This is a genomic window from Rathayibacter sp. AY1F4, from assembly GCF_002931775.1.
Lineage (GTDB): Bacteria > Actinomycetota > Actinomycetes > Actinomycetales > Microbacteriaceae > Rathayibacter.
The window spans coordinates 1-25,466 of sequence record NZ_PSVE01000014.1; the positions used below are offsets into that span (position 1 = coordinate 1).

The window sequence follows — 25,466 nt, forward strand, 5'->3', positions numbered from 1 at the left end:
GGGACGGGCGGGGCGGGGCGGCTCAGGGAGGATTCAGTAAAGAGAGTGTTGCGTCGTTACCGGGTCGTTATATAGTTCAAGTGCGTCGACCGTTTGCTGTGGCGGGAAGCGCGAGAAGTGATTGCAGGACACTCTTGGTGCAAGGGAATGAAGGCCGGCCGCTCGCCTCAGCGGCCGGCCTTCTGTCGTTCCCCCGGCCCCCCTCCTCCGACTCCCCTCCTCCCAGCACCCCGGCGTAGGCTGTACGGCGTCTGGATGTCAGGGAACCGCTTCCTGAGCGCCGAGAAGGAGGACCAGTGGGGTCGAGAGAGGCCGTCGCCGCCTGGGAGTCGCTCTTCCGCGCCCAGGTCCAGGTGATGCGCACCCTGAGCATCGAGTTCCCCTCGCGGGAGATCTCGATGAACGAGTACGACGTGCTCTTCAACCTCACCCGGCAGCCCGGTCGGCGCGCACGGCTGCGCGACCTGAACCGGCACGTCCTCCTGACGCAGCCCAGCGTCAGCAGGCTGATCGACCGGCTCGCCGCCCGCGGCTGCGTCGAGAAGAGCGAGGATCCGGCGGACGCCCGCGGCACGATCATCGCGATCACCGACGAGGGCTACGCGCTCTTCCGCCGCGTCGCGCTCACCCACATGAGGACCATCTCGGAGCAGGTCGGCGGCGTCCTCGACGAGGACGAGCTGAAGCAGCTGACCGCGCTCTGCGACAAGCTCCGCGACGGCATCGCCTCCTCCTGATCCGTCCCCGCTAGCACGGGCCGCAGCGACCGGCCAGGTCTTCGCCGCGGCGCGGGACTCGCGGATCATGGGGGTCACCATGAGTGACACCTCCCCCACCCTCGTCTGGCTCCGCGACGACCTGCGCCTGGCCGACAACCCCGCTCTGCGCGCCGCGATCGACCGTGGCGGCCCCGTCGCGGTCTGCTACGTACTCGACGAGGAGTCGGCGGGCATCCGTCCGCTCGGGGGCGCCTCCCGCTGGTGGCTGCACGGCAGCCTCGCAGCCCTCGCCGCCGACCTGCGCGAGCACGGCGCCCCGCTGATCCTGCGCCGCGGGCCGGCCGAGGCCGTCGTCCTCCAGCTCGCCGAGGAGATCGGCGCAGGAGCCGTGCACTGGAACCGCCGCTACGGAAGGGCCGAGCGCACCGTCGACGCGGCGGTGAAGGAATCGCTCCGCAACGGCGGCCTCGAGGCCGAGAGCCACCAGGGCTCGCTGATGTTCGAGCCGTGGACCGTGCAGACCGGCGCCGGCGGTCCCTACTCCGTCTACACGCCCTTCGCCCGCGCCTGCCGCGCCAAGCCGACGCCGCGCGCGCCGCTCCCCCGCCCCCGCTCGCTCGACGGCGTCACGGGAGACATCGCCTCCGACTCCCTCGACGACTGGGAGCTGCTGCCCACGCGTCCCGACTGGGCGGGAGGGCTGCGCGAGCGCTGGGTCCCCGGCGAGAAGGCGGCGGCCGACCGGCTGCGCGCGTTCCTCGCGGAGCAGCTCGACGATTACGCCGACGGCCGCGACCGGCCGGCGGAGGACGCCACCTCGAACCTCTCCCCGCACCTGAGGTGGGGCGAGATCAGCCCCTTCCAGGTGTGGCACGCCCTGGAGGAGGCGCACGCGAAGGGCCTGCACCGCGGCGACGGCAGCGACCGGTTCCTCTCCGAGGTGCTCTGGCGCGAGTTCTGCTACCACCTGCTGTTCCACTGGCCGGATCTGGCGACCGCGAACTTCGACACCCGGTTCGACTCCTTCCCGTGGGGACGCCCCGGCCAGGAGGCGATCGACGCCTGGCACCAGGGGCGCACCGGCTACCCCCTGGTGGACGCCGGCATGCGCGAGCTCTGGAGCACCGGCTACATGCACAACCGGGTCCGGATGGTGACCGCGTCGTTCCTGATCAAGAACCTGCTGGTCGACTGGCGGGTGGGCGAGGAGTGGTTCTGGGACACCCTGGTCGACGCGGACCCGGCGAGCAACGCCGCGAACTGGCAGTGGGTCGCGGGCTCGGGAGCCGATGCGTCGCCGTTCTTCCGGGTCTTCAACCCGGTCACGCAGTCGAGGAAGTTCGACCCGGCCGGCGAGTACATCCGCCACAACGTGCCGGAGCTCGGCGGAGTCGAGGGCGCCGCCGTGCACGAGCCGTGGACGCTCGAGGACACGCTGACCGGAGGCGCGGACGGCTACCCGGCGCCCCTCGTCGACCTCAAGGAGACGCGGGCGCACGCACTGGACGCCTTCGCGCAGATCAAGAGCGCCCCGCGCGACATCTCGCCGCGGGGCGACGACTGAGCGTCGCCGGCTAGACGCGTCCCGCCGGTCCGGTGGAGCGGCCGGACCCGGCGAGCGGGTCCTCCTCCCCGCCCTGATCGCGCAGATCGCGGGCCGGGATGCCGACGAGCACCGCTCCGTCGGGCGCGTCCTTCACCACGACGGCGTTCGCGCCCACGCTGACGTCGGATCCGAGCACGAGCGGGCCCAGGACGACCGCGCCGGCGCCGACGACCACCCGGTCGCCGAGCGTGGGGTGCCGACGCTCGCGCCGGGCCGACCTCCCGCCCAGCGTGACGGAGTGGTAGAGCATGCAGTCGTCGCCGATCCGCGCGGTCTCGCCGATGACGACGCCCATGCCGTGGTCGATGAACAGACGCCGGCCGATGGTCGCACCGGGGTGGATCTCCACTCCGGTCGCCGCGCGCGCCGCCTGGCTGAGCAGCCGGGCGGGCAGGCGGAGGCCGCGCCGCCACCAGGCGTGCGCGACGCGGTGCACCCAGACCGCGTGCACTCCCGGGTAGGAGAGGACGACCTCCACCGCGCTCCGGGCGGCGGGGTCGCGCTCCCGGGCGGTGCGGACGTCCTCGCGGAGCAGGGCGAGGAGCCCGGGACGCTCCGGTCCGGACGGGACACGGCGCTCCGGCCGACCGTCGCGTCCGGAGCGGGGCGTCCCGGCTCGTCTCGAGGGGCTCAGCTGCGGAGGTCCTCGTACAGGACGGTCGAGATGTACCGCTCGCCGAAGTCGCAGACGATGGCGACGATGGTCTTCCCCGCGTTCTCGGGGCGCTTCGCGACCTCGAGCGCGGCCCACATGATCGAGCCGGAGGAGATGCCGCCGAGGATCCCCTCCTGCGCGGCCATCTCGCGGGCCACCCGCACGGAGTCGTCGAGCGTCACGTCGATGATCTCGTCGTAGACCTCGCGGTCGAGGATCGCGGGGACGAAGTTGGCGCCGATGCCCTGGATCTTGTGCGGACCGGCGGTGCCCTGGGTGAGGAGCGGGGAGTCGATCGGCTCCACTCCGATGATCTGCACACCGGGCTTGCGCTCCTTGAGCACCTGGCCGACTCCGGTGATGGTGCCGCCGGTGCCGATGCCGGCCACGAAGACGTCGACCTCGCCGTCGGTGTCCTCCCAGACCTCCTCCGCGGTGGTGCGGCGGTGCACCTCGGGGTTGGCGGCGTTCTCGAACTGGCGGGCGAGGATCGCGCCGGGGGTCTCGTCGACGATCGCGCGGGCGCGCTCGACCGCTCCGCGCATGCCCTCGCTGCCGGGGGTGAGCACGATCTCGGCTCCGTAGGCGCGGAGGAGGACCCGGCGCTCGACGGACATCGTCTCGGGCATCGTGAGGACGACCTTGTAGCCGCGGGCGGCGCCCACCATCGCGAGCGCGATGCCTGTGTTGCCGCTCGTGCCCTCGACGATCGTCCCGCCGGGGTGCAGCTCGCCGGAGGCCTCGGCCGCGTCGATGATGGCGACGCCGATGCGGTCCTTCACGCTGTTCGCAGGGTTGTAGAACTCGAGCTTGGCGAGGACCGTCGCCTGGTCGGCGCCCTCCAGCCGGTTGATGCGGACGAGGGGGGTCCTGCCGACGAGCTGGGTCACGTCGTCGTGGATGCGTGCCATGGTGTGCGCTTTCTGCCGGGGCCGGCCGCCCGGGGCCCCGGAGCGGTGGGTGGAACGGGTGCTGCAGCGCCCCTCGGAGCGGCGCTCCCCCCACGATACGGATGCATCGACCCGAGGTCAGCACTGCGGACGCGCCCGCTCCTGCGCATCACCCGCCAGCTCCTCATCTCCACCCGGAGGAGGACGCCCCGCGGGCGCACCCGTCACGTACCATGAACTCGGGGGATCGCGCGACTGCTCGCGAGGCTTCTCGCCACCCTCCCTCACATCTCCGCGGCCCCGCGCCGCGTCGAAAGGACGACCGCTCCATGGCACTTCCCACTGCATCCCGCCGCTCCGTCCGGCCGCTCGGGATGTCGCTGCGGGCGGTCATGGGGTTCATCGGGATGAGCGCCGTGGCGGGCGTCCTGATCACCGTCGGCGTCACGCCGGCCCTCGCGCTGACGGGCCTGGCGACGAGCAACACGATCGGCATGTTCCAGAACCTGCCGGGCTACCTCGACGTGGGCCAGCTGATGCAGCGCACCAACGTCTACGCGAGCGACGGGACGACCCTCCTCGCCTCCGTCTACGACCAGAACCGCGTCGAGGTCGGCTGGGACGACGTCGCGCAGTCCGCGAAGGACGCCGCCGTCGCCGGCGAGGACCCGCGCTTCTACGAGCACGGCGGCATCGACCTCCAGGGCACGCTCCGGGCGATCGCCGTCACGCTGACGGGCGACGACCTGCAGGGCGGGTCGTCGATCACGCAGCAGTACGTCAAGAACGTCCTGGTGCAGAAGGCGGAGTCGATCACCGACGAGGCCGCGCGCGACAAGGCCTACCAGGAGGCGACGGACCCGACCCCCGAGCGCAAGCTCAAGGAGATGCGCCTCGCGATCGGCCTCGAGAAGGAGGCGTCGAAGGACGACATCCTGCTCGGCTACCTCAACATCGCCCTCTTTGGGGGCACCGTCTACGGCATCGAGGCCGCGGCGAACTACTACTACGGCATCCCCGCGAGCCAGCTCTCGACCTCGCAGGCGGCCGCGCTGCTGGCGATCGTGAACAACCCGGCGAAGTTCCGCTTCGACAACCCGGGCGACGAGGCGAACGGCGCCGCCAACGGCTACGCCGCCACCAAGGAGCGCCGCGACTACATCCTCTCGGAGGAGCTCAAGCACGGCCGGATCGACCAGGCCGCGCACGACGCCGCCGTCGCCGAGCCGATCACCCCGAACATCACGGAGCCCTCGACCGGCTGCACCACCGCCGGCAACGCCGCGTACTTCTGCGACTACGTGCTGAACGTCCTCCGCAACGACTCCGTCTTCGGGGCGACCGACGACGAGCGCTACCAGCGCATCCGCCAGGGCGGCTTCGACGTCGTGACGACCCTCGACCTCGACATCCAGCAGGTCTCGCAGGCGGCGCTCAACGCCTACATCCCCTCCGTCGACCCGCGCTTCCAGGTCGGCGCGACGGCCGCCTCCGTCGAGGCGAAGACGGGCCGCGTGCTCTCCATGGTGCAGAACACGCAGTACAGCCAGGACGAGCAGTTCCTCGCCGCGAACCCCGGCTACAGCGCGATCAACCTCAACGTCGACCTCAGCATGGGCGGCGGCTCCGGCGTGCAGACCGGATCGACCTACAAGGTGTTCACGCTGGCGCAGTGGCTGAAGGCGGGGCACACCGTCAACGAGTCGTTCGCCTCCCCCACCTCCGGCTTCAGCTCCTACCCCCAGAAGTGCAACGTCGAGGGCGACGGCGGCTACTACGGCAAGTTCTCGCCTCGCAACGACGACCCGTCGGAGGACGCGAGCTCGATGAGCGCGCTCGGCGCGACCACGAACTCGATCAACACCGGCTTCATGGGAATGGCGCAGCAGCTCGACCTCTGCGACATCCGCACCACCGCCGAGTCGTTCGGGATGCACCGCGCCGACGGCCGCGAGCTCGCCAACGGGCCGGCCTCGGTCCTCGGGACGAACGAGATCGCGCCGCTGACGGTGGCCAACGCCTACGCGGGGATCGCGAACGACGGCACGACCTGCTCGGCGATCGTCATCGACCGGATCACCGACAGCGAGGGCAACGCCGTCGCCGCCCCGGCATCGGCGTGCACGCCCTCCGTGTCGCCCGAGGTCGCCCGAGGGATGCAGTACGCGATGCAGCGGGTGATGACCTCCGGAACGGCCTACGCCTCGAACCCCTTCGACGGGATCGAGCACATCGGCAAGACGGGCACCACCGACGAGGCCGCCGACGTATGGACGGCGGGCGCCAGCAAGGCCGCCTCCCTGGCGGTCTGGGTCGGCAGCATCAACGGCTTCGCCGACAACACCAAGCAGAACCTGCGCTTCATCAGCCTGACGGGCGAGAAGGGGACCATCCGCGCCTCCAACGCGCGGCACGCCATCTGGAAGCCGATCATGACGGCGCTCGACGAGAAGTACGGCGGCGACGACTTCACGGCACCGCCGGCCTCGATGCTCGCGTACTCGCCCCGATCGGCGGCGAACTCCGAGGTCCCCGACGTCACGGGCGAGACGGTCGAGAGCGCCACGGCGATCCTCACCGCCGCCGGTTTCGTCGTCGGGATGCACGAGTCGGTCGACTCCGCGACGATCCCGGAGGGCTCCGTCGTGTCGACGACGCCGAGCGCGGAGGAGACGGCGGTCGCCGGCGGGGTGATCCCCCTCCAGGTGAGCACGGGCAAGGCTCCGGCCAATCCGAACGACATCTCGGACCTGAACGGCGACCTGATCGAGTAGAGACGTCGCCCGTCCCGTGAAGGGGCCGATCCCTCCGGGGTCGGCCCCTTCTGCTGTCGCAGGCGCCGGGCCTGCGCGGGCGCCGTCGCGCCGACTCCGGGCGGACGGGCGTCCGGCGCGGCCGTGGCGCGCCTCGTCGGGGATGTCGCAGGCCTCGCCTAGGGTGCTGGTGCAGCGAGAGGATCCACCCTGAAGCGACCGAACGTCCCCGTCTTCCAGCCCCGTCGAACCGTCCACGGGGCTCTCGGCGCGCTGTTCGGATTCGTGATCGTCAGCGTCCTGGCGGGTCTGCTCGCCTCGCTCGTGGTCGCCCCCGCCGCCGCGCTCACCGGCGCGGCGACCTCCGGCACCATCTCGGCGTTCCAGTCCCTCCCGAGCTACCTCGAGGTCGGGCGCCTGATGCAGAAGAGCGACGTCTACGCGGGCGACCCGGACGATCCGACGCTGCTGGCCTCCTTCTACGACCAGAACCGGATCGAGGTCCCGGCCGACCGGATCGCCGACTCCGTGAAGGACGCGCTCGTCGCGAGCGAGGACCCGCGCTTCTACGACCACGGCGGGATCGACCTGCAGGGCACCCTCCGCGCCATCGCCAGCACCTACCTCCTCGACGGCGACACCCAGGGCGGCTCGTCGATCACGCAGCAGTACGTGAAGAACGTGCTGGTGCAGAAGGCAGAGTCGATCCCGGACGAGGCGGACCGCGACCGCGCGTACGCGGAGGCGACGGCGACCACGGCCGAGCGCAAGCTCAAGGAGATGCGGCTCGCGATCGGGCTCGAGAAGGTGTCCTCGAAGGACGACATCCTGCTCGGCTATCTCAACATCGCCCTGTTCGGAGGCACCGTCTACGGCATCGAGGCCGCGGCGGAGTACTACTACGGCATCCCGGCGGCCGACCTCTCCCTCGCGCAGTCCGCCTCGCTCCTGGCGATCGTGAACAACCCCGAGAAGTTCCGCTTCGACCGGCCGGACGACACGGCCAACGGCGAGGCGAACGGCTACGCGCAGACCCGGGAGCGGCGCGACTACATCCTCGACCGGATGCTCGAGACGGGGAGCATCGACCAGGCCGCGCACGACGCCGCGGCCGCCGAGGCGATCACCCCCGACATCACCCCACCGTCCACCGGCTGCCAGACGGCCGGCAGCGCGGCCTACTTCTGCGACTACGTGACCCACGTCCTCCGCGACGACCCGGCGCTCGGGGCGACCGACGACGAGCGCTACGCGGCGATCAAGCAGGGCGGGATCAAGGTCTACACGACGATCGATCTCGACCTGCAGAGGACCGCGCAGGAGCTGATGGACGAGCAGGTCCCCTCCTCCGATCCGCGCTTCGACGTCGGGGCGACGGCGGTCGCCGTCCAGAACGGCACCGGGCGCATCCTCACGATGGTGCAGAACAAGCGCTACAGCCAGGACCCGGACGTGATCGCGAGCGGGCCGGAGTTCTCGGCGATCAACCTCAACGTCGACGCGTCCGCTGGCGGCGGCAACGGCTTCCAGACCGGCTCCGCCTACAAGGTGTTCACGCTCGCCGAGTGGCTCGACCGCGGGCACACCCTGCTCGAGCAGTTCGACTCGAAGCAGAAGAACTGGACCGGCTTCGCCGACAGCTGCGAGGGCACCTGGGACTACGACTCCTACAACCCCAAGAACGCCGGCGACGGCGGCTACACCGACACCCAGACGGCGCTGTACTCGACGATCTACTCGCTGAACACGGGCTTCACCGGGATGTCGCACCTGCTCGACCAGTGCGAGATCCGCAAGCAGGCCGAGGCCTTCGGAGTGCACCGCGCGGACGGGACCGCGCTCGTGCAGTCGCCGGGAGCGGTCCTCGGCACCAACGAGATAGCACCGCTCACCATGGCGACCGCCTACTCCGGCATCGCCGAGAACGGCACGACCTGCACCCCCGTCGCGATCACGGCGATCGTCGGAGCCGACGGCCGCGAGATCGAGCCGGTGGAGACGACCTGCAGCCGGGCGGTGTCGTCGAGGGTCGCCTCGGCGATGCAGTACACGATGCTCAAGGTGACCGCCGAGGGCACGGGCGTCGAGGACGATCCGAAGAACGGCATCCAGCACATCACCAAGACGGGCACCACCGACAACTCCGCCGACACCTGGGCCATCGGGGCCTCGACCGAGACCTCCCTCGCGGTCTGGGTCGGCAGCATCTCGGCACGCGCGGACGGCTCGAGGGTGAACCTCGACTCGATCGACTTCGACAGCGGCTGGGCGCCCTCGGCACGCCACCGGATCTGGAAGCCGTTGATGACGGCGATCGACTCCCGCTACGGCGGCTCCGACTTCCCGCAGGCCGACCAGTCGCTCATCGCGGCGCCGCAGGTCACCGTGCCGGACCTGTCGGGCCGGACCAGCGACTCCGCCGCGCAGGCGCTGACCGCAGCAGGGCTCACTCCCGGAGCGACGTCGCAGGTCGACTCGACGCAGCCGATGAACACCGTGGCCGGCACCGGTCCGGCCGCGGGCACCCGCGTGGACAAGGGATCGGTGGTGGGCGTGCAGCTGAGCACGGGGAAGGCGCCGCCCGCTCCCGCTCCGGGCGGCTGACACCGCTGGACCGGGACGTCGCCGGTCGGCGAGGATCTGCGACGGGAACGGGTCAGGGGGGAACGGGTCAGGGAAGCCGGCTCAGGGCCCGACGGCTCCGGCGGGGAGCAGTCCGAACTCGACGAGCTCGTCGTCGGTGAGCAGTCGGCTGCGGATCATGAAGCGCTTGCCCTCGGGGGCTTCGACGCTGAATCCGCTGCCCCGCCCGTCGACGAGGTCGACGGTGAGGTGGGTGTGCTTCCAGTACTCGAACTGGGAGCGGGACATCCAGAAGTCGATCGGGTCCAGGCTGTCGAGTCGGAGCGATTCGACGAGCACGTCCGAGGCGCCGGTGCGGAACATCCCGGCGGGGAAGCACATCGGCGAGCTGCCGTCGCAGCATCCGCCCGACTGGTGGAACATGAGCGGCCCGTGCAGCGCCGTCATTCGGCGGAGCATGCCGGCCGCCTCCGCAGTGACGTCGACCCTCGTGGAGGTCATGAGTGGTGCTCCTTCGCTCGTGGTGCGGAATGTCTGTGTGCGCCCGACCGCTGACGGCGGACGCTCCTCCGGGCGGCGTCTCCATACGCCGCTGCGCGGACTACTCGATCGACATGAGGGGGCGCCCCCTCATCCGATGCCTCGCCCGCAGGGCCGAGCACCGCCCTTCCGCGCGTCGCGAGGCGCCTCGCCCGAAAGGGCCGAGCACCGTTCTCCCACGCGCCGCCAGATGCCTCGCCCGCAGGGCCGAGCACCGTTCTCCCGCGCGTCGCCAGGTGCCTCGCCCGCAGGGCCGAGCACCGAACGGCGGATCCGCGTGCCAGCGGATCCGTCTCGGTGCGAACGCTCCCCGCTCCTCCCCACCCGGCCACATCCACAAGCCGACCGCGGCACGGGCGACGAGGAACGAGGAGCCCGTGCGAACCAGCTCAGAAGAAGCCCATCGGTCCTTCTGCGTAGGAGACGAGGAGGTTCTTCGTCTGCTGGTAGTGGTCGAGCATCACCTTGTGGTTCTCGCGTCCGATGCCCGACTGCTTGTAGCCGCCGAACGCCGCGTGCGCGGGGTACTGGTGGTAGGTGTTCGACCAGACGCGGCCGGCTTCGATGGCCCGGCCGGCGCGGTAGAGCTGAGCGCCGTTGCGGCTCCACACTCCGGCGCCGAGGCCGTAGAGGGTGTCGTTGGCGATGCCGATCGCGTCGTCGAAGTCGTCGAAGGAGGTGAGGGCGAGGACGGGTCCGAAGATCTCCTCCTGGAAGATGCGCATCGAGTTGCGGCCCTCGAACACGGTCGGGTTGACGTAGTAGCCGCCGCTGAGCTCGCCGCCGAGGTCGGCGCGGTCGCCGCCGATGAGCAGCTTCGCTCCCTCCTGCTTGCCGATGTCCATGTAGGAGAGGATCTTCTCGAGCTGGTCGTTCGAGGCCTGGGCGCCGATCATCGTGGCGGTGTCGAGCGGGTTGCCCTGCTTGATCCGCTTGACCCGCTCGAGGCCGTCTCCGACGAAGTCGTCGTAGATCGAGCGCTGCACGAGCGCCCGCGACGGGCAGGTGCAGACCTCGCCCTGGTTGAGGGCGAAGAACGAGAAGCCCTCGAGCGCCTTGTCGTAGAAGGAGTCGCGTTCCGCGGCGACGTCGGCGAAGAACACGTTGGGGCTCTTGCCGCCCAGCTCCAGCGTCACCGGGATGAGGTTCTCGCTGGCGTACTGCATGATCAGGCGGCCGGTGGTCGTCTCGCCGGTGAAGGCGATCTTGCGGATGCGCGGGTGGGAGGCGAGCGGTGCGCCCGCTTCGAACCCGAATCCGTTGACGACGTTGAGCACGCCGGCGGGGATGAGGTCGCCGATCAGGTCGAGCAGCACGTGGATGGACGCCGGCGTCTGCTCGGCCGGCTTCAGCACCACGCAGTTGCCCGCGGCGAGCGCCGGCGCGAGCTTCCACACGGCCATCAGGATCGGGAAGTTCCAGGGGATGATCTGCCCGACCACGCCCAGCGGCTCGTGGAAGTGGTACGCGATCGTGTCGTGGTCGATCTCGGAGACGCCTCCCTCCTGCGCGCGGATCGCTCCGGCGAAGTAGCGGAAGTGGTCGATGGCGAGGGGGATGTCGGCGGCGAGGGTCTCGCGCACGGGCTTGCCGTTCTCCCACGTCTCGGCGACGGCGAGCAGCTCGAGGTTCGCCTCCATGCGGTCGGCGATCTTCAGGAGCATGTTCGAGCGCTCGGCGGGGCTGGTCTTCCCCCAGCTCGCGAACGCCTTCCAGCCCGCCTCGACGGCGCGGTCGACGTCGGCGGCGGTGCCGCGGGCGATCTCGCAGAAGGGCTTCCCGGTGATCGGGGTGATGTTCTCGAAGTACTGGCCGCTCGCGGGGGCGACGTACTCGCCTCCGATGTAGTGGTCGTAGCGCGAGCGGAAGGAGGCGACGGATCCCTCCGTGCCTGGATTCGCGTAGACCGTGGAACCGGGCTCCTGCGGTGCCTGCTCGGCGACCTGGTCGGCGTACAGCGTCATGTGGACCTCCATCGACGTCGTTGTCGTGGGCGCGGGGTGGGCGCCCGGTCCTGACGCTACGTCGCGGGGGGTTGCACGACGTTGCACGGGTCGACGCACCGGCGGGAGCGGCGGGGACGGAGGCCGGACCGGCCGGGCGGAGACGCGGCCTCCCGAGGAGGAGGGTCCCGCCGGCCCGGACCTCAGCCGCTCGCGAGCAGGCGCTGGGCGATCCGGCTCATGTAGACGCCGTAGGTCACCGTGGCCGCTGCGGCCCCCGCCCCGACCCAGGACCACACCTGCGGCCAGGCGGAGCCGTCGACGAGGACCACGACGACTCCGATCGCTCCGACCAGCGTCGTCCAGGTGGCGAGCCAGAGGTCGAGGGTCCGGCCGAAGATCCTCGCCATCGGGTAGAAGTGCAGGCCCACGATCACGGCGATCGCCGGCACGAGGAACCGGTCGAGCCCGGTGCCGGTGAGGACTCCCACCGCGACACCGATCAGCACGCCCTCCGCGGCGAAGACCGCCCCGAACAGCACGCCGTTCGGCTTCGCCGCGCGGTCGGCGTCGGTGAGCTCCACGGCCATCCTCCGCCGGGCGACGAGGAGGCGGACGGCCTGCACGGCGAAGACCACTGCCGCGAGCGCGCAGACGGTCACGGCGGTCGTCGCCGCCGGTGCCGACCAGCCGACCGTGGTGTCGCTCGCCCACCACATCGTGAAGACCGCCATCAGGAGCAGGCCCCCCGCGACTCCGCTCGCGAGGGCCCGGGGAGGTGGTGCGAGGGTGCTCATGCGTCGAGGCTAGCGAGACGGCTCCGCGGCCGGACGGCTTCGGCGGGACTCCCGGGAGCGGACGGGACGGCTCAGCGCTGCTCCGCCTCGATCGTCTCGAGGTGCGCGGCGACACCGGCACGCCGGGGCGAGCGGGGCGGGAGGACGCGCAGGAGCTCCCGCCACACCTCCGCGTCGTCGCGGCCGTCCGGACCCTCCGCCCAGGCGATTAGGGTCGCGGGCGCCGCATCGGCGAGGACGCTCGCCCGCACCCGCAGGCGCAGCTCGCCGGCGATCGCCCGGATCCCCGGCGCCTCGGACGAGGGCAGCGGCGCGCCCCGGTAGGCGTCCAGGGCGAGGCGGTGGGAGCCGCGGTCGAGCAGGCCGAGCACCTGGCGGGCGTCGAGGTCGACCGGGCTCGCCAGGCGGTAGGGGCGCGAGAGGGGCACCAGGCGCGGGAGGGTCGGCTCGAGCACGCGGCGCAGCCGCACCATCTCGGCGCGGACGGTGACGACGGCCTCCTCGCGCCCGTGCAGCAGCAGAGCGAGCTGCTCGGCCGAGAGGCCGGCGCGGTGCCAGGCGAGCAGGGTCAGGATCTCGGCGTGCCGGGTGCTGAGCTCGAGCGTCGCTCCCGCGGCCGTCACCAGGCCCGTCTCCCGCCCGAGGATCCGCAGGCTCGGCGCCCGGGCCGCCGCGGTGCTCCGAGTGGAGGGGCGGCGCGGGCGGAGCAGCCGCTGCACCATCAGCTCGCTCTCGACCGCGGCTGCGGTCGCCTCCATCAGCGGAAGGGTCTGCGGAGCGACGACGTCCGCGCCTCCCGTGATGTCGATCACTCCGAGGATCTCGTGGGTCTCGGGGTCGTGCACGGGCACGGCGGTGCAGCTCCACGGGTGGACGAGCGAGGCGAAGTGCTCGGCGCCGTGGATCTGCACGCCGTGATCGAGCACGAGGGCCGTCCCCGGCGCGGACGTCCCGACGTCGGGCTCGGCCCACGCGGCACCCTCGACGAACGACATCCCCTCGGCGAGGCTCTTGAGGTGCTGGTCGCCGTCGATCCAGAGCAGCCGTCCGAGCGCGTCGCCGACCGCGACGAGCACGCCGCTGTCCTCGTCGGCGTCGCGCACCAGCAGGCGGCGGATGACGGGGAGGACCGAGGCGAGCGGATGCCCGGTGCGGTACTCGCGGAGATCATCCCCCGAGAACGAGAGCGGCGCCGTCAGCCGGTCCGGATCGAGGCGGCGTCTGCGCGCCCGCTCCCACGACTCCTCGACCAGCGCGCGCCGCCGATCGCTGCCAGGGCGTGCCAGCCACGGGTTGGTCATGGGCTCCGCCTCGTCGTCGGGTCGGTGGGAGTCGACGCTACTCCGCGGAGGGCGGCGGCGCCTCTGCAGTTGAAAGTTGACCCGCTAAAGCAGTACCGGCCTTTCAGTCTCTAATCCTTCCCGAACTCCCTTCACGATTCTTCCCGCGTCGATAACCACCTACCGATCCGAATTGCGACGTCCCAGGATCCGATTGCCTCTGGCGACGCCGCGAGTCGGACCGCGCGCGCCACCTCGGCCTCGGAAACCTCGTAGCCGCAACGCTGCGACACGCCGAGCGCCAGGACGTCTACCAAATCGTGTCCATTACTAAATCGACGAGGCGTGCATGTTTGGCATTTCGCGACCCCATGTTTGCGACAGAACTTTGTGGCACCTGCAATAACAACTTCGCTAACTCTCCTCACTTCATCTGTCGACCATTCAAGTAATTCGCTAATCGCCGGCACCAAATCAAGAGGTGTAATGGGCACGAAGTGACCAAGCCAAAATGGGAACTCCGGCAAGTCTTTCAGTCTCATTCTTCGTCGTGAATTCACGACCGGATCAAAATGGTTAGTAACTACACCGACCCCGCGCGCTGAATCCAGCACGATGCCTAAGCTCGATGATATTTCCTTCGCATAATCCAGAAGATTATTTCCGGTGGCGATGCATTCTTCGGGCGAGTCCCGCAGATGCGCAAAGAACTCGAGTGCAACTCGGTCGAAAGCGCCTACGCTAAACAATAGGTCGGCATCAACATCTCGATTCGAGCTGATTATAAGGCCTTTTCGACCCAGCCAGATTGGATCAGTCCCTCCGTCGCAATCGACAATGAAGAGACAATCGTTCACACCCTCAGCAATCAAAGTATCAAAAGCGGCAAGAACCATCTCTTTTCCGCGAGCAGGTACGTAGTAAATGTGGGGCTCGAGGAGCGGCTGGAACGTTTTCTTGTCAGATAAACCCTCGACAATTAAAAAGGACGTCCCGAATGGCGCCCCAGCCCTACGCATCCGAATCGACTGCGCGAACGCGGCGGGGCTTCGAAAACGGAGTGAACTCATTCGCGACTAAGCGCCCTCTCGAGTTCGGGATGTTCCGCCAGAATTGTTGGCGAGTGCGTCGCCATTAGAAATTGTAGTCCAGCGATGTCCCCCATTCGCGTCAGGTCGTCAATCAGCGAATCTTGCCACAGGACGTGAAGCGAAAGCTCTGGCTCGTCGACAATAACCAGAGTGTTCGGTTTTGCTCTGAAGAGAATCTCGTAACCCAAAACCATCATCTGTTGCTCACCGGACGAAAGCTGACGAGGTCGGATCTCCTGACCAGAATCAGAACGAAAACGCATTCCTTCTCCCCTGCTCAAAACGAGAGATTTCGGATAGAAGCGATTGTCTAAGAAGGCTTTTAAGCTTCCTAGACGTCGTTCTAGCGAGTTGAGAACAGCAAATTTTTGCAAAGTTGAGCTGAGAACGGCATTCATTACCGTTCTCAAATTCTCCTCATCGTAGTTCGCATTCGCGAGATCCGGACCGTATTCCGCTTCCTCAAGTAGCCCGACTGCCCGAAGAGCCTCGCGTTTTTTTTCTACTTCCTGAACGAGATCGCCGAGCCTATCGGCGGTCACCGTCTGATGGCCAGACATCGCTTGAATGATCTTTTCCGGAAAACTTCGATCCAACTGCTGGGAAGTGCGACCGTATTGAGAGAAGGCCTTGTCGATTTCGTCGGAGATTTCTGATGCAGCCGATTCAACCGCGAGACTACTTGTCTTTTGTCTAATTGGGGCGCCTCTCCGCCGCCGTCCGGCCCTTTCGGTCACTAGCCGCTGGTCGCTGACGAAAAGAACAGGGAACTCAGCACCATATTCCCCAAGCCAGTCCGGCGCCGTGACCACTTGGCCACTCCCGCGCAAGGCGGTTAGCGCCTCCCTTGCACTTATGAATTCGTTGAAAGGAGCTCCATTGGTTGCAGCGCTATCAGACATTTTATCCAGAGCCTCGTCAATATCAAAGCGAGACTCTTCCAAGAGCTGGGTGGACCAAGCAGGTAGATCTAAAACACGCTTGGCGACAGTTATTTGGCCGCCACGGTTGCCCCACTTGACACTGAATCCCGGACCGTCTTTCGAACGTGACATAATGAAAGGCTCTATGCCCCGAACATTCAGGACGAACTCATCGAGAGGCGCACTTGCCAGCGTGATGACATCCGCATTTGAGATCGCATTTATCAACCGTAGAATTGTCGACTTACCAGTTCCATTAGCACCCGTCAAGATTGTCGGTTGCATCTGATCGAGCGTTATTACGAAAGTTGATCTACCGAAAAGCCCGGTGATCTCGACGGACTCCAGGGAAATGCCAGCAGCTGCCATGACTCAAATCTAGGGCATCACCGGCAGATCAAGGCACCATATCGACGGTTCAAGCGGGCGCTCGAGCGGTCTGGCTTCGCGTCGTGATGCTGGGAGAAGCTCGGCTAAAGCGAGTGTCTTCTCTTGAAGAAAAATCGCATCTTTTTGCCGGGCATGCGTCCCCGCACCGCCAGCAGCAGCACCGCCGCCACCAGCACGGCGACACCCGCGACCGCTCCCGCGGTCAGCCGCTCCCCCAGCACCGCCACTCCGAGGAGCGTCGCCGTCGCCGGCTCCAGGAGGGTGAGCGTCGAGACGGTCGCCGCGGGCAGCTGCCTGAGGCCCCGCGCGAAGAAGGTGTAGGCCACGGCGACCGTGACCACTCCGAGCCAGAGCACGGCCGGGATCGAGCCGGAGAGTCGGGACGGATCGCCCAGCAGCAGGAACGGGAGCGCGAGCAGCGCCGCGGCTCCGAACGGGGCGCCCATGGCGGCGACAGGGCTCAGTCCCCGCTCGAGCAGGAGCTTGCCGCCGACGGCGTAGAGCGCGTAGGAGGCGCCGGCACCGGCCGAGGCGGCGAGACCGGGGACCGTCATGCCGTCGGCTCCGCCTCCGCTCAGGAGCACCACGCCGACAGCGGCGAGCGCGGTGGAGGCGAACCAGCGCGGGTTCGGCGCGGTCCGCAGGACGAGCCACTCCAGCAGGCCGGTGAAGGCGGGAGCGGAGCCGAGGGCGACGATCGTGCCGACCGCGACGCCGTTCTGCGCGGTGCCGGTGAAGAAGGCGGGCTGGTACGCGGCGACACCGACCGCTCCGAGCACGACGAGCAGCACGACGGCGCGGGTCGGGCGGGAGCGGCTCCGCCGGCGCAGAGCCTCCACGCCGAGGAGAGCGGCCAGCAGGGCGCCGCCGAGGACGATGCGCGCCGCCCCGAGGAGGAGCGGATCCACGCCCGCCGCTCCGAGGGCCTGGGCGGTCCCCGTCGTGCCGAAGCAGACGGCGGCGAGGAGGACGGCGCCGATCGCCGAGGTCCGGGCCCCGCTCATCCCGCCCCGCTCCCCCGGCCGCCTGATGGCCGGCTCCCAGTGTCCCAGGGATGGGCGCGTGCTCTTCCGCCTCTCGCACCGGGGGCCCAGGATGGAGGGACCGGACTAGCGGAGGAGCACGACGTGGGCATCGCGGAACCGTTCGACCTCGAGGACCACCACCGCAGCGCGCACGGCGCCCTGCGCGAGCACTTCTCGGTGCGCGAGTTCGAGGAGGTGCCGCTGGACCGCGAGGCCATCGTCGCCACCGCGTACCTGCGGGCGATCGAGCACGCCACCGTGGCCCGGGTGCTCCCCCTCGCGCGCGCCCACCCCGACGAGCAGGTCCGCGCGTTCGCGTCGGTCTGGGCCGCCGAGCGGCACCGGATCGCCGACGCCCTGGGCGAGGTGCTCGCGGCCTCGCCGCAGATCCGCGGCATCGACATCCGCCCGCCGGAGCCGACGGTGAGGTCGCGCCCGCTCCTCGACCGCGCCGCAGCCTCCCTCGCCGGCCCCGTCGCGCTGGCCCTCGCGGTGGACGCCCGGGTCTCGGTGCACGGCTACCGCCGGCTCGCCCGGCTCTCGCTGCACCCCGAGATGGAGCGCCTCGCAGAGACGGTCACGGGCATCCTCGAGCGGCAGGCCGACTTCTTCACGGTGCACGCGGCGGGACGCCTCGGACGCCCGCTGCCGCGCCGGGTGCAGGCCGCCGGCCTGCTCGCCGTTCTGCGCCTCCCGATCGGCGAGGCCGACCTGCCGGAGGCTCTCGCGCGCGAGGGCCGGGAGCTCGTCTTCGGCCGGGACGACGGCGGACTCGACGGGATCGACGCGGGCGTCGTCGCCGCGTTCGCGCTGCCCTGCACGGCGGCCCGGCGGCTCGTGCACCCGTACCGGCCGGTGTCGATCCGTGCCGCGCACCGCCTCGGACGGCTCGCCGCCGACACCCGCGCCGCCGTCACGACCCTGCTGGAGCAGGTGCGCGAGTAGCGGCGGCGCTCAGCCCAGCAGCTCGCGCACGTCCTCGGCGGTGATCCCGCCGGTGGCCGCCGCGCCGTCGTCCGACATGACCGCGGCGAAGAGCGCGGCCTTCGCCTCCTTGAGGGCCATCACCTTCTCCTCGATCGTGTCCTTCGCGACCAGGCGGTAGACCATGACCGAGCGGGTCTGGCCGATGCGGTGCGCGCGGTCGACCGCCTGCGACTCGGTGGCGGGGTTCCACCACGGGTCGAGCAGGATGCAGTAGTCGGCCTCGGTGAGGTTGAGCCCGAAGCCGCCGGCCTTGAGCGAGATCAGGAACACGCCCGCCGCGCCCGAGCGGAACCGATCGATGACCTCGTCGCGCTTCTTCGTCGCTCCGTCGAGGTAGGCGTACTCGATGCCCGCCGCGTCCAGCCGCCCGCGGACCCGGCCGAGGAACCGCGTGAACTGGCTGAACACCAGCACGCGGTGCCCCTCGCCGAGGGCGTCGCCCAGCAGCTCGTCGAGCAGGTCGAGCTTGGTCGAGGGCACGCTCTCGTGCGCCTCGTCGACCAGTGCCGCGTCGAGCGCGACCTGGCGCAGCACGGTCAGCGCGCGGAAGATCGCGAAGCGGTTCTTCTCGAAGTCGCCGATCAGGCCCAGCACGCGCTGCCGCTCCCGCGCCAGGTAGGTGTCGTAGACCTTCCGCTGCTTCGGGCCGAGCTCGACCTCGAGGGTCTGCTCCTGCTTGGGCGGCAGCTCCTTGGCGACGAGCTCCTTGGTGCGCCGCAGCATCAGCGGGCGGATGCGCCGCCGCAGCTGCGAGAGCTTCTCGCTGTCGGCCTCGCGCTCGATCGGCTTCTGGTAGAACTCGACGAACCCGGCGGGCGAGGGGAACAGGCCCGGAGCGACGATCGACAGCAGCGACCACAGCTCCATCACGTTGTTCTCCATCGGCGTTCCCGTGATGGCGAGCTTGAAGGGCACGTCGAGCCGGCGCGCGAGCTGGTGCGTCGCCGACTGGCGGTTCTTGACGAACTGCGCCTCGTCGAGGAGGAGCCCCGACCACTGGATGCCCGAGTACGACTCGTAGTCGAGCCGGAACAGGGCGTAGGAGGTGACGACCAGCTCGGCCTCGCCGATGACGCTCGAGAGCGCCTTCCGCTTCTTCTTCGACGTCTCGTCGATCCCGACGACGCGGAGGTCCGGGGCGAAGCGCTTGGCCTCGCCGACCCAGTTGGGCACCACGCTGGTGGGCGCGACCACGAGGAACGGGCGCGGCGAGGTGCCCGCCTCCGCGGCCGCGGCGCGCTGCTCCTGCATCACCCGGGTGACCAGGGCGAGGGACTGCACGGTCTTGCCCAGGCCCATGTCGTCGGCGAGCACGCCGCCGAGCTGGTTGTCGTAGAGGAACGAGAGCCAGTCGTAGCCGAGCTGCTGGTAGGGCCGCAGCTCCACGGCGAAGCCCTCGGGCAGGACCCGCGACTCCAGCGCTCCGGTCGCGGTGAAGCCGGAGAGCCCCTCCACGGAGCGGCGCCACGCGGCGGCCTGGGCCTCGACGACGCCCAGCTCGACCAGCTCGTCCCAGAGGGAGGACTGGAACCGGCTGATCCGCAGGGTCTCGCCGGGGTCGTCCGAGAGCTCGCGGGCCTCGGCGATCAGCTCGCGGAGGCGGCCGAACCGCTCGTCGTCGAGGGCGAAGTAGACGCCGCTCGGCAGCACCATGTACTCGTCGCCGCGGGCGAGCGCGAGGAAGATCTCGGCCAGCGGGACCGCCTCGTCGTTGACGGTGACGGAGATCTCGAGGTTGAACCAGTCGCGGCTGTCGGGCTGGGCGACGGTCTGCACGGCGACCACGGGCGCGGTCTGCGCCTCGCGGTACTCGACGCGCTCGCCGATCTCCTCGATCTCGACGGTGCCGAGCTCGCGGAGCCGCTCGACCTCGCCGGTGAGAAAGCCGACGGTCTGCATGCCGCGCAGGTCGAAGGTGGGGCGCAGGCGCCTGCTCGACGGGGACACCAGGGCAGGCGTCGACTCCGGGTCGAGACCCGCTCCGACGAGGGAGTCGAGGATCCGCTGCTCGGCCTCGGGGTCGCGGTAGCCCGCGTCCTCGCCGACCCGCAGCGGGAGCCGCTCGGCGTCCACGCCGCCGCGGGCTCCCTCCACCCCGTAGCGCCACCACCACGAGCCGCGCAGGCCCGCGCCGTCGGTGTGCTCGAGGGTGAGGCCGAGGCGCGGCTCGGGCACCGCGGGCGCCTCGAAGGAGCCGTCGCGGGAGACGATGTCGAACAGCCGGTGCAGCCGCTGGTAGTGCTCGGTGAGGAACGCCGACTCCTCGGCCACCGGGATGCGGATGGCCTCGCGGCTCCAGAGGAACGTGCGCGCGGAGGACAGCAGCGGCGCGGCGAACGGGATGAGCGTGACCGGGCGGGCGCGCATCTCGTCGCCGCCCTCCCACGTGTAGAGGCCGACGGCCGGGTCGCCGATGAAGCCGAACTCCTCGGGCGCCGGGTGGTCGCCGATCGCGACGAGCGAGCGCAGCTCGAGGCCGGCGGCGGTGCGCGTGACGTCGATGGAGGCGGTGGCCGTCGTGTCGAGGATCTTCAGCGGCGTCTGGTCGCGGTCGCCCATCACCAGGCCGATGCCCGCGCGGACGGCTCCGTGCAGGGCCGCCCAGATCGCCTCGCTCCGGCACTGGTCGAGGTAGAGCCAGGTGTCGGGCGAGTAGTAGCTGGAGGCGCTGTGCCCGGAGAGCAGGCCCTGCATCTCGCGGATCACGTCGATCTGGCGCTCGTCGTAGTCGTGGCTGTAGTGCAGGTAGCCGAGGTCGCGCCAGCTGGTGCCGGTGCGGACCCAGCGGTCGCGGTCGCCCATCCGCACCGGGCGCACGCCCAGGCGCGGGCGCGGCTCGGGCGGCGGCCGGTAGGAGTTGTAGCGGCCGGGCGGGCGACGCACGGGCTCGCCGGGCAGCAGCTCGAACTGCAGGCCGAGCGGGATGCCGGTGTGCGAGCGCTCCGCGCCGGCGAGGAGCGGGGCGAGCGCGCTGCGCCACTCCGGGACGGCGTCGACAGCGGCCTCGCCCGGGAAGGGACCGGCCACTCCGCCCTCGCGCTCGCGGCGCAGGGCCTCGATCAGGACGGCGGCGACGTGCTTGCACTCGTGCTTGACCGGGCAGCTGCAGGCGCCGCCGAGGAGGGTCCAGTGCTCGCCCTCGTCGCGGAGCTGCACGCTCACGGCGTACGGCGAGCGCCCGGATCCGCGGACCTGGCCGAAGAGGCGGGTGCGGCCGCCGAACCACTGCAGCTCGCGCACGCGGCCCTCGTCCGCGTACGCGGTGCCCTTCTCGATGGCGGCGGTTCCGACGAGGGCGCGGATGTCCTGCTCGGAGAAGGGCTCGTGGCCGGCGGTCACCGGCCCGGGTGCGGCCGACGGCAGCACCTCACCGGGGGGACTCTGGCGGGCCATGGACCTCACGCTCTCCGCGCTCGAACGAGCGCATCCGTCTATTCAACCCGATTCCGGAGGCGCTGCGAGCCGCGGGCCGGGATCCGTGGAGGACGCACGGCCGTCCCTACGATGGAGGGATGCCCCGTCTGGCCGTCGTCTCGGCGCACACCTCCCCGCTCGAGCAGCCGTCGACGGGCGACGCGGGCGGGATGAACGTCTACCTCGCGGCGGTGCTCCCGGAGCTGGCGGCGCTCGGCTGGGAGATCGAGGTGCTGACCCGCGGCGAAGGCGTTCGCACTCTCGCGCCGGGTGTGCGGGTGGTGGGCGTGCCGGTGCCGGCGGGCGACAAGTACGCGCTGGCGTCCGCGGCGCCGGAGTTCGCGCGCGCCGCGGAGGGGGCCGACGTCGTGCACTCGCACTACTGGGTGTCGGGCCTCGCGGGGGCGCTCACCGGCAGGCCGCACGTGCACTCGATGCACTCGGGCTCGCTCGCGAAGAACGCCCGGCTCGCCCCGGGCGACGTCGCGGAGCCGCAGCAGCGGATCGACGCGGAGCGCTCCGTGCTCGCCTCCGCCGACGCGATCGTGGTGGCGGGCGCCTCGGAGCGGGAGGACGTCGTCAGCGGGTACGGCGCGGATCCGGACCGGGTCGTCGTGGTGCCGCCCGGAGTCGACGCGCGGTTCCGCCCGGGCGGCGAGCGCTCCGGAGTCGTCCTGGTCGGCCGGGTGCAGCCGCTCAAGGGCCAGCTGCTGGCGGTCGAGGCGCTCGCGAGAATCGCGCCGGCGGAGCGGCCGGTGCTGCGGCTGGTGGGCGGGGCGGCACCGGGCCGGGAGTCGTACCTCGACGCGGTGCGCGCCGCGGCGGCTCCGCTGGGAGACCGCGTGCTGATCGAGGGGGCCGCCGACCGCGACCGGGTGGCGGAGCGGCTCCGGAGCGCGCAGCTGGCGCTCGTGCCCTCGGCGGCCGAGACCTTCGGGCTGATCGCGCTCGAGGCGGCCGGCAGCGGCACTCCCGTGCTCGCGCGCAGGACGACCGGCCTGGTGGACGCGGTGCGCGACGGCGGGAGCGGCGTGCTGCTCGACTCCGACTCCCCCGCGGCGTGGGCCGAGGCGATCCTGACCCTGCTGGGCTCGCCCGGTGAGCTGGCGCGTCTCGGCCGCGGCGGCGTCGACTGGGCGGCCGCCCACTCCTGGCCGGCCGCCGCCGCCCGGCTGGACGCCGTCTACCGCGGCCTGTCGACCCGCTGAGGAAACCGCGGACCGTCGAGGGACCCGGCGCCTTCGGAATGCCACGACGGCTCGGCATTTCCCTCGATGCAGGGAGGGGGTCAGTCGGCGATGGCGGGGGCCCCGGGGTCGAGGCGGGCGCCGCGGGTGGAGCGGTACCAGGGCGCGAGGCGGTCGGGCGAGACGGCGACCATCGCGGCGCCCGTGAATCCGGCGTCGTTGCCGAAGCGGGCGGGGACGATCTCGGTGCCGATGTCGAGGAAGCGGGCGAACTCGTCGAAGACGTGCGCCGCCGCGCCGCCGATCACGAACAGCTGCGGCGAGAGCAGCATCTCGAGGTGCCGGTAGTAGACACTGAGGCGACCCGCCCACTCCTCGAGGGTGATGCCCTCGCGGCGGACGGCCGAGAAGCCGACCTGCGGCTCGAAGTCGGGACCGTCGATGTGCAGGTGCCCGAGCTCGGAGTTGGGGATCACCACGCCCTCGTGGACGAGCGCCGTCCCGATGCCGGTGCCGAGGGTGGTCAGCAGGAGGAGGCCCTCGCGTCCGCGCATCGCGCCGAACTCGCGCTCGGCGACCCCTGCCGCGTCCGCGTCGTTGACGACGACGACGTCGACCCCGGTCGCCTCCGAGAGGAGGGCCTGCGCGTCGAGCCCGACCCAGCGCTGCGAGACGTGGGTGGTCTGGCGGACGACGCCGCCGCGGACGATCCCGGGGAAGCCGACGCCGACGGGCGTGCCCGCGATCGGCGAGACGTCGCGGACGATGCCGGCGATCGCCTCGGCGAAGTCCTCGGGCTCCTTGCCCAGCGGGTTCGCGACCGCGAAGCGCCGAGCCGCCCGCTCACCGGTGGTGACGTCGACGAGGGACGCCTTGATCGACGTCCCCCCGATGTCGACGCCGACGGCGAAGCGCGGGAGGAGGCCGTCGTGGGGCTGGGTCACGGATGCTCCGTCTGCAGTGGTGGCGAGTGCGGGGACTCGGGAGAACGGTCGGCCCGTCGGATCCGGGATCGCGACGAGCCGAAGGCGATTCTACGAGCCGTCAGGTGCGCGCGGGCTCCGAGAGGGCGCGGAGGACGAAGTCGATCACCGGCTCGTAGAGGTGGACGGCCAGCCCGTCGTCGATCGGGACGACCACCTCGATCGAGCCCTGCGCCTCGGCGACGAACACCGCCGGGTCGTTGCAGTCGGCGATCGCGATGACCGGCAGCCCCCGCCGACCGGCGGCGCCCGCGAAGCCGTGGTCGGCGACGACCAGGTCGGGGCGGATGCCGAGCTCGTCGAGGCGGTCGAGCAGCGCGTCCATCGGCTCCGGCGAGTGCGTGTGCTGCAGCCCTCCCCCGCGGTAGACGCAGGTGACCCCGCCGGTGCACCACAGGGCCTGGTGCTCGTCCGCGAGAGGCACGCGGATGCCGTCGGGGGCGGCGAACGGGAGCGCGTTCACGTCGATCACGCGAGCGCCCCGCTCCGTCGCGGCAGCAGCGAAGCGGCGGTAGACGTCCATCAGGGTCGCCGGGTGCGCGGTGGCGAACAGGAGGAGCGCCCCCTCGCGGACAGCGGCGGCGAACCGGTCGCGGTAGCGGGCGAGACCCGCGACCGTCAGGCGGGCGTCGATCCGGTCCTGCCCGCTCTCGAAGGAGGGGTCGGTGCTGATCCCCACGCGCTCCCCCATCAGGGCGAGCAGGCTCTCGAGCGTCCAGTGCTCGGCCACGTCCACCCCGTAGAGGTGCGCGGGCTCGCGGGCGGCGAGCCGGCGGAGGTTGCCGAGGTTGCTCGCGCGGCCGGTGAGGACGTCCCCGGCGAGGAGGGAGGAGGCGAGGTACGCCTCGAGCTCGGAGTCGGGAAGCGGCATGCGGGACCTCTCGATCGACGGGGAGCTCCCAGGCTACGGGCAATTCAGGTCTTGACATCCGATCCGTCGCCGATATATCGTTACTGCATCGCCGACAGATCGGAAGCAGCCGCTCCCGACGGGCGACCGGATCCGATCGAAAGGGATCCCCTCACGACAGAGAGCAGCACACCCATGAACTCCAGGACCTTCTTCTCCGACGACCGCCGCGACTCCTGCGACGGCGACCACTCCTCCCGCCACGAGCACCCCGGCCGCGGACAGCGCCGCGGACCCGGCGGTCACGGCCGCGGCTTCGGGCCCGGCTTCGGCTTCGGCCCGGGCTTCGGCCCCGGCTTCGGCGGCCCCTTCGGCCGCGGCGGAGGACGCGCCCGACGCGGTGACGTCCGCGCGGCCCTCCTCTCCCTCCTCTCCGAGAAGTCCTCGAACGGCTACGGCCTGATCAAGGCCATCGCCGAGAAGACGAACGGATCGTGGCGTCCCAGCCCCGGCTCCGTCTACCCCACCCTCCAGCAGCTCGTCGACGAGGGCCTCATCACGGCCGTCGGCGAGGGCCGCGGCACCGAGTACCAGCTCACGGACGCGGGCGGCACCTACGTGCGCGAGCACGCCGACGAGCTCGACGCGGCCTGGGAGGCCACCCCCGGCGCGAGCGACGCCGATCGCGCCTTCATGGAGAACGTCGGCAAGCTGATGGGCGTCGTGCAGCAGTTCCGCGGAGCGACCGAGGCGCAGCGCGCCGCCGCCTCCGCCAAGCTCGACGAGACCCGTCGCGCGCTGTACCTCATCCTCGCCGACTGACCTCGGCTCCCCTCCCGCGATCCGTCGC

At 70.6% G+C, this 25,466-nt stretch carries 19 protein-coding genes; 7 read left to right on the forward strand and 12 right to left on the reverse strand.

Features of this window, described 5'->3' with window-relative positions; translation table 11 throughout:
- The first annotated feature begins 356 nt into the window (after positions 1-356).
- On the forward strand, positions 357-737 hold the full coding sequence (locus C5C59_RS10105; protein ID WP_104237824.1) for a MarR family winged helix-turn-helix transcriptional regulator: 381 nt from the start codon (positions 357-359) through the stop codon (positions 735-737).
- A 79-nt stretch (positions 738-816) separates the two neighbouring features.
- Positions 817-2,283, forward strand: coding sequence for a deoxyribodipyrimidine photo-lyase (locus C5C59_RS10110; RefSeq protein ID WP_104237825.1), 1,467 nt, complete (start codon positions 817-819; stop codon positions 2,281-2,283).
- A gap of 10 nt (positions 2,284-2,293) precedes the next feature.
- Here C5C59_RS10110 and epsC read toward each other — a convergent pair whose 3' ends face one another.
- Both epsC and cysK read right to left on the reverse strand, forming a co-directional pair.
- Positions 2,294-2,860, reverse strand: coding sequence for a serine O-acetyltransferase EpsC (gene epsC, locus C5C59_RS10115; RefSeq protein WP_104224204.1), 567 nt, complete (start codon positions 2,858-2,860; stop codon positions 2,294-2,296).
- A gap of 95 nt (positions 2,861-2,955) precedes the next feature.
- Positions 2,956-3,891: a cysteine synthase A gene (gene cysK, locus C5C59_RS10120; RefSeq protein ID WP_104237779.1), complete on the reverse strand. Its 936-nt coding sequence runs from the start codon at positions 3,889-3,891 to the stop codon at positions 2,956-2,958.
- 308 nt (positions 3,892-4,199) lie between these two features.
- On the opposite strand from cysK, the gene C5C59_RS10125 reads away from it, so the two are divergent.
- Entirely contained in the window at positions 4,200-6,644 is a 2,445-nt protein-coding gene (locus C5C59_RS10125; protein WP_159939720.1) for a penicillin-binding protein, read from the forward strand.
- Between the two features lie 264 nt (positions 6,645-6,908).
- On the forward strand, positions 6,909-9,227 hold the full coding sequence (locus C5C59_RS10130) for a transglycosylase domain-containing protein (RefSeq protein WP_104237781.1): 2,319 nt from the start codon (positions 6,909-6,911) through the stop codon (positions 9,225-9,227).
- Positions 9,228-9,308: 81 nt separating this feature from the next.
- On the opposite strand, the gene C5C59_RS10135 is transcribed toward C5C59_RS10130, so the two are convergent.
- The 7 genes from C5C59_RS10135 to C5C59_RS10160 form a co-directional block, all read right to left on the reverse strand.
- The gene (locus tag C5C59_RS10135; RefSeq protein ID WP_104237782.1) at positions 9,309-9,707 is read right to left on the reverse strand and encodes a DUF779 domain-containing protein; all 399 of its coding nucleotides are present in this window, start codon (positions 9,705-9,707) and stop codon (positions 9,309-9,311) included.
- A gap of 428 nt (positions 9,708-10,135) precedes the next feature.
- On the reverse strand, positions 10,136-11,710 hold the full coding sequence (locus C5C59_RS10140; protein ID WP_104233506.1) for an aldehyde dehydrogenase family protein: 1,575 nt from the start codon (positions 11,708-11,710) through the stop codon (positions 10,136-10,138).
- 182 nt (positions 11,711-11,892) lie between these two features.
- Positions 11,893-12,486 (reverse strand): hypothetical protein, encoded by a 594-nt coding sequence (locus tag C5C59_RS10145; protein ID WP_104237783.1) that lies wholly within the window; start codon positions 12,484-12,486, stop codon positions 11,893-11,895.
- A gap of 71 nt (positions 12,487-12,557) precedes the next feature.
- Positions 12,558-13,787 (reverse strand): GAF domain-containing protein, encoded by a 1,230-nt coding sequence (locus C5C59_RS10150; RefSeq protein ID WP_104237784.1) that lies wholly within the window; start codon positions 13,785-13,787, stop codon positions 12,558-12,560.
- A gap of 131 nt (positions 13,788-13,918) precedes the next feature.
- Positions 13,919-14,662: a hypothetical protein gene (locus C5C59_RS17030; protein WP_146082806.1), complete on the reverse strand. Its 744-nt coding sequence runs from the start codon at positions 14,660-14,662 to the stop codon at positions 13,919-13,921.
- A 170-nt stretch (positions 14,663-14,832) separates the two neighbouring features.
- Positions 14,833-16,149, reverse strand: coding sequence for an AAA family ATPase (locus C5C59_RS10155; protein WP_104237785.1), 1,317 nt, complete (start codon positions 16,147-16,149; stop codon positions 14,833-14,835).
- Between the two features lie 104 nt (positions 16,150-16,253).
- The gene (locus tag C5C59_RS10160) at positions 16,254-17,174 is read right to left on the reverse strand and encodes a DMT family transporter (protein ID WP_104237786.1); all 921 of its coding nucleotides are present in this window, start codon (positions 17,172-17,174) and stop codon (positions 16,254-16,256) included.
- Positions 17,175-17,297: 123 nt separating this feature from the next.
- Here C5C59_RS10160 and C5C59_RS10165 point away from each other — a divergent pair, with 123 nt between their 5' ends.
- Entirely contained in the window at positions 17,298-18,140 is an 843-nt protein-coding gene (locus C5C59_RS10165) for a hypothetical protein (RefSeq protein WP_104237787.1), read from the forward strand.
- A gap of 9 nt (positions 18,141-18,149) precedes the next feature.
- Here the strand turns inward: C5C59_RS10165 and C5C59_RS10170 are convergent, their stop codons facing one another.
- The gene (locus C5C59_RS10170) at positions 18,150-21,575 is read right to left on the reverse strand and encodes a DEAD/DEAH box helicase (protein ID WP_104237788.1); all 3,426 of its coding nucleotides are present in this window, start codon (positions 21,573-21,575) and stop codon (positions 18,150-18,152) included.
- A gap of 119 nt (positions 21,576-21,694) precedes the next feature.
- Here C5C59_RS10170 and C5C59_RS10175 point away from each other — a divergent pair, with 119 nt between their 5' ends.
- Positions 21,695-22,804, forward strand: coding sequence for a glycosyltransferase (locus tag C5C59_RS10175; RefSeq protein WP_104237789.1), 1,110 nt, complete (start codon positions 21,695-21,697; stop codon positions 22,802-22,804).
- An 80-nt stretch (positions 22,805-22,884) separates the two neighbouring features.
- Here the strand turns inward: C5C59_RS10175 and C5C59_RS10180 are convergent, their stop codons facing one another.
- Both C5C59_RS10180 and C5C59_RS10185 read right to left on the reverse strand, forming a co-directional pair.
- Positions 22,885-23,727: an ROK family protein gene (locus C5C59_RS10180; protein WP_244229583.1), complete on the reverse strand. Its 843-nt coding sequence runs from the start codon at positions 23,725-23,727 to the stop codon at positions 22,885-22,887.
- Between the two features lie 100 nt (positions 23,728-23,827).
- Positions 23,828-24,637 carry a phosphatase gene (locus C5C59_RS10185; protein ID WP_104237791.1) on the reverse strand — a complete coding sequence of 270 codons (810 nt, stop codon included), beginning with the start codon at positions 24,635-24,637 and terminating at the stop codon, positions 23,828-23,830.
- Between the two features lie 174 nt (positions 24,638-24,811).
- Here C5C59_RS10185 and C5C59_RS10190 point away from each other — a divergent pair, with 174 nt between their 5' ends.
- Positions 24,812-25,438, forward strand: coding sequence for a PadR family transcriptional regulator (locus tag C5C59_RS10190; RefSeq protein WP_104224185.1), 627 nt, complete (start codon positions 24,812-24,814; stop codon positions 25,436-25,438).
- The last annotated feature ends 28 nt before the right edge of the window (positions 25,439-25,466 follow it).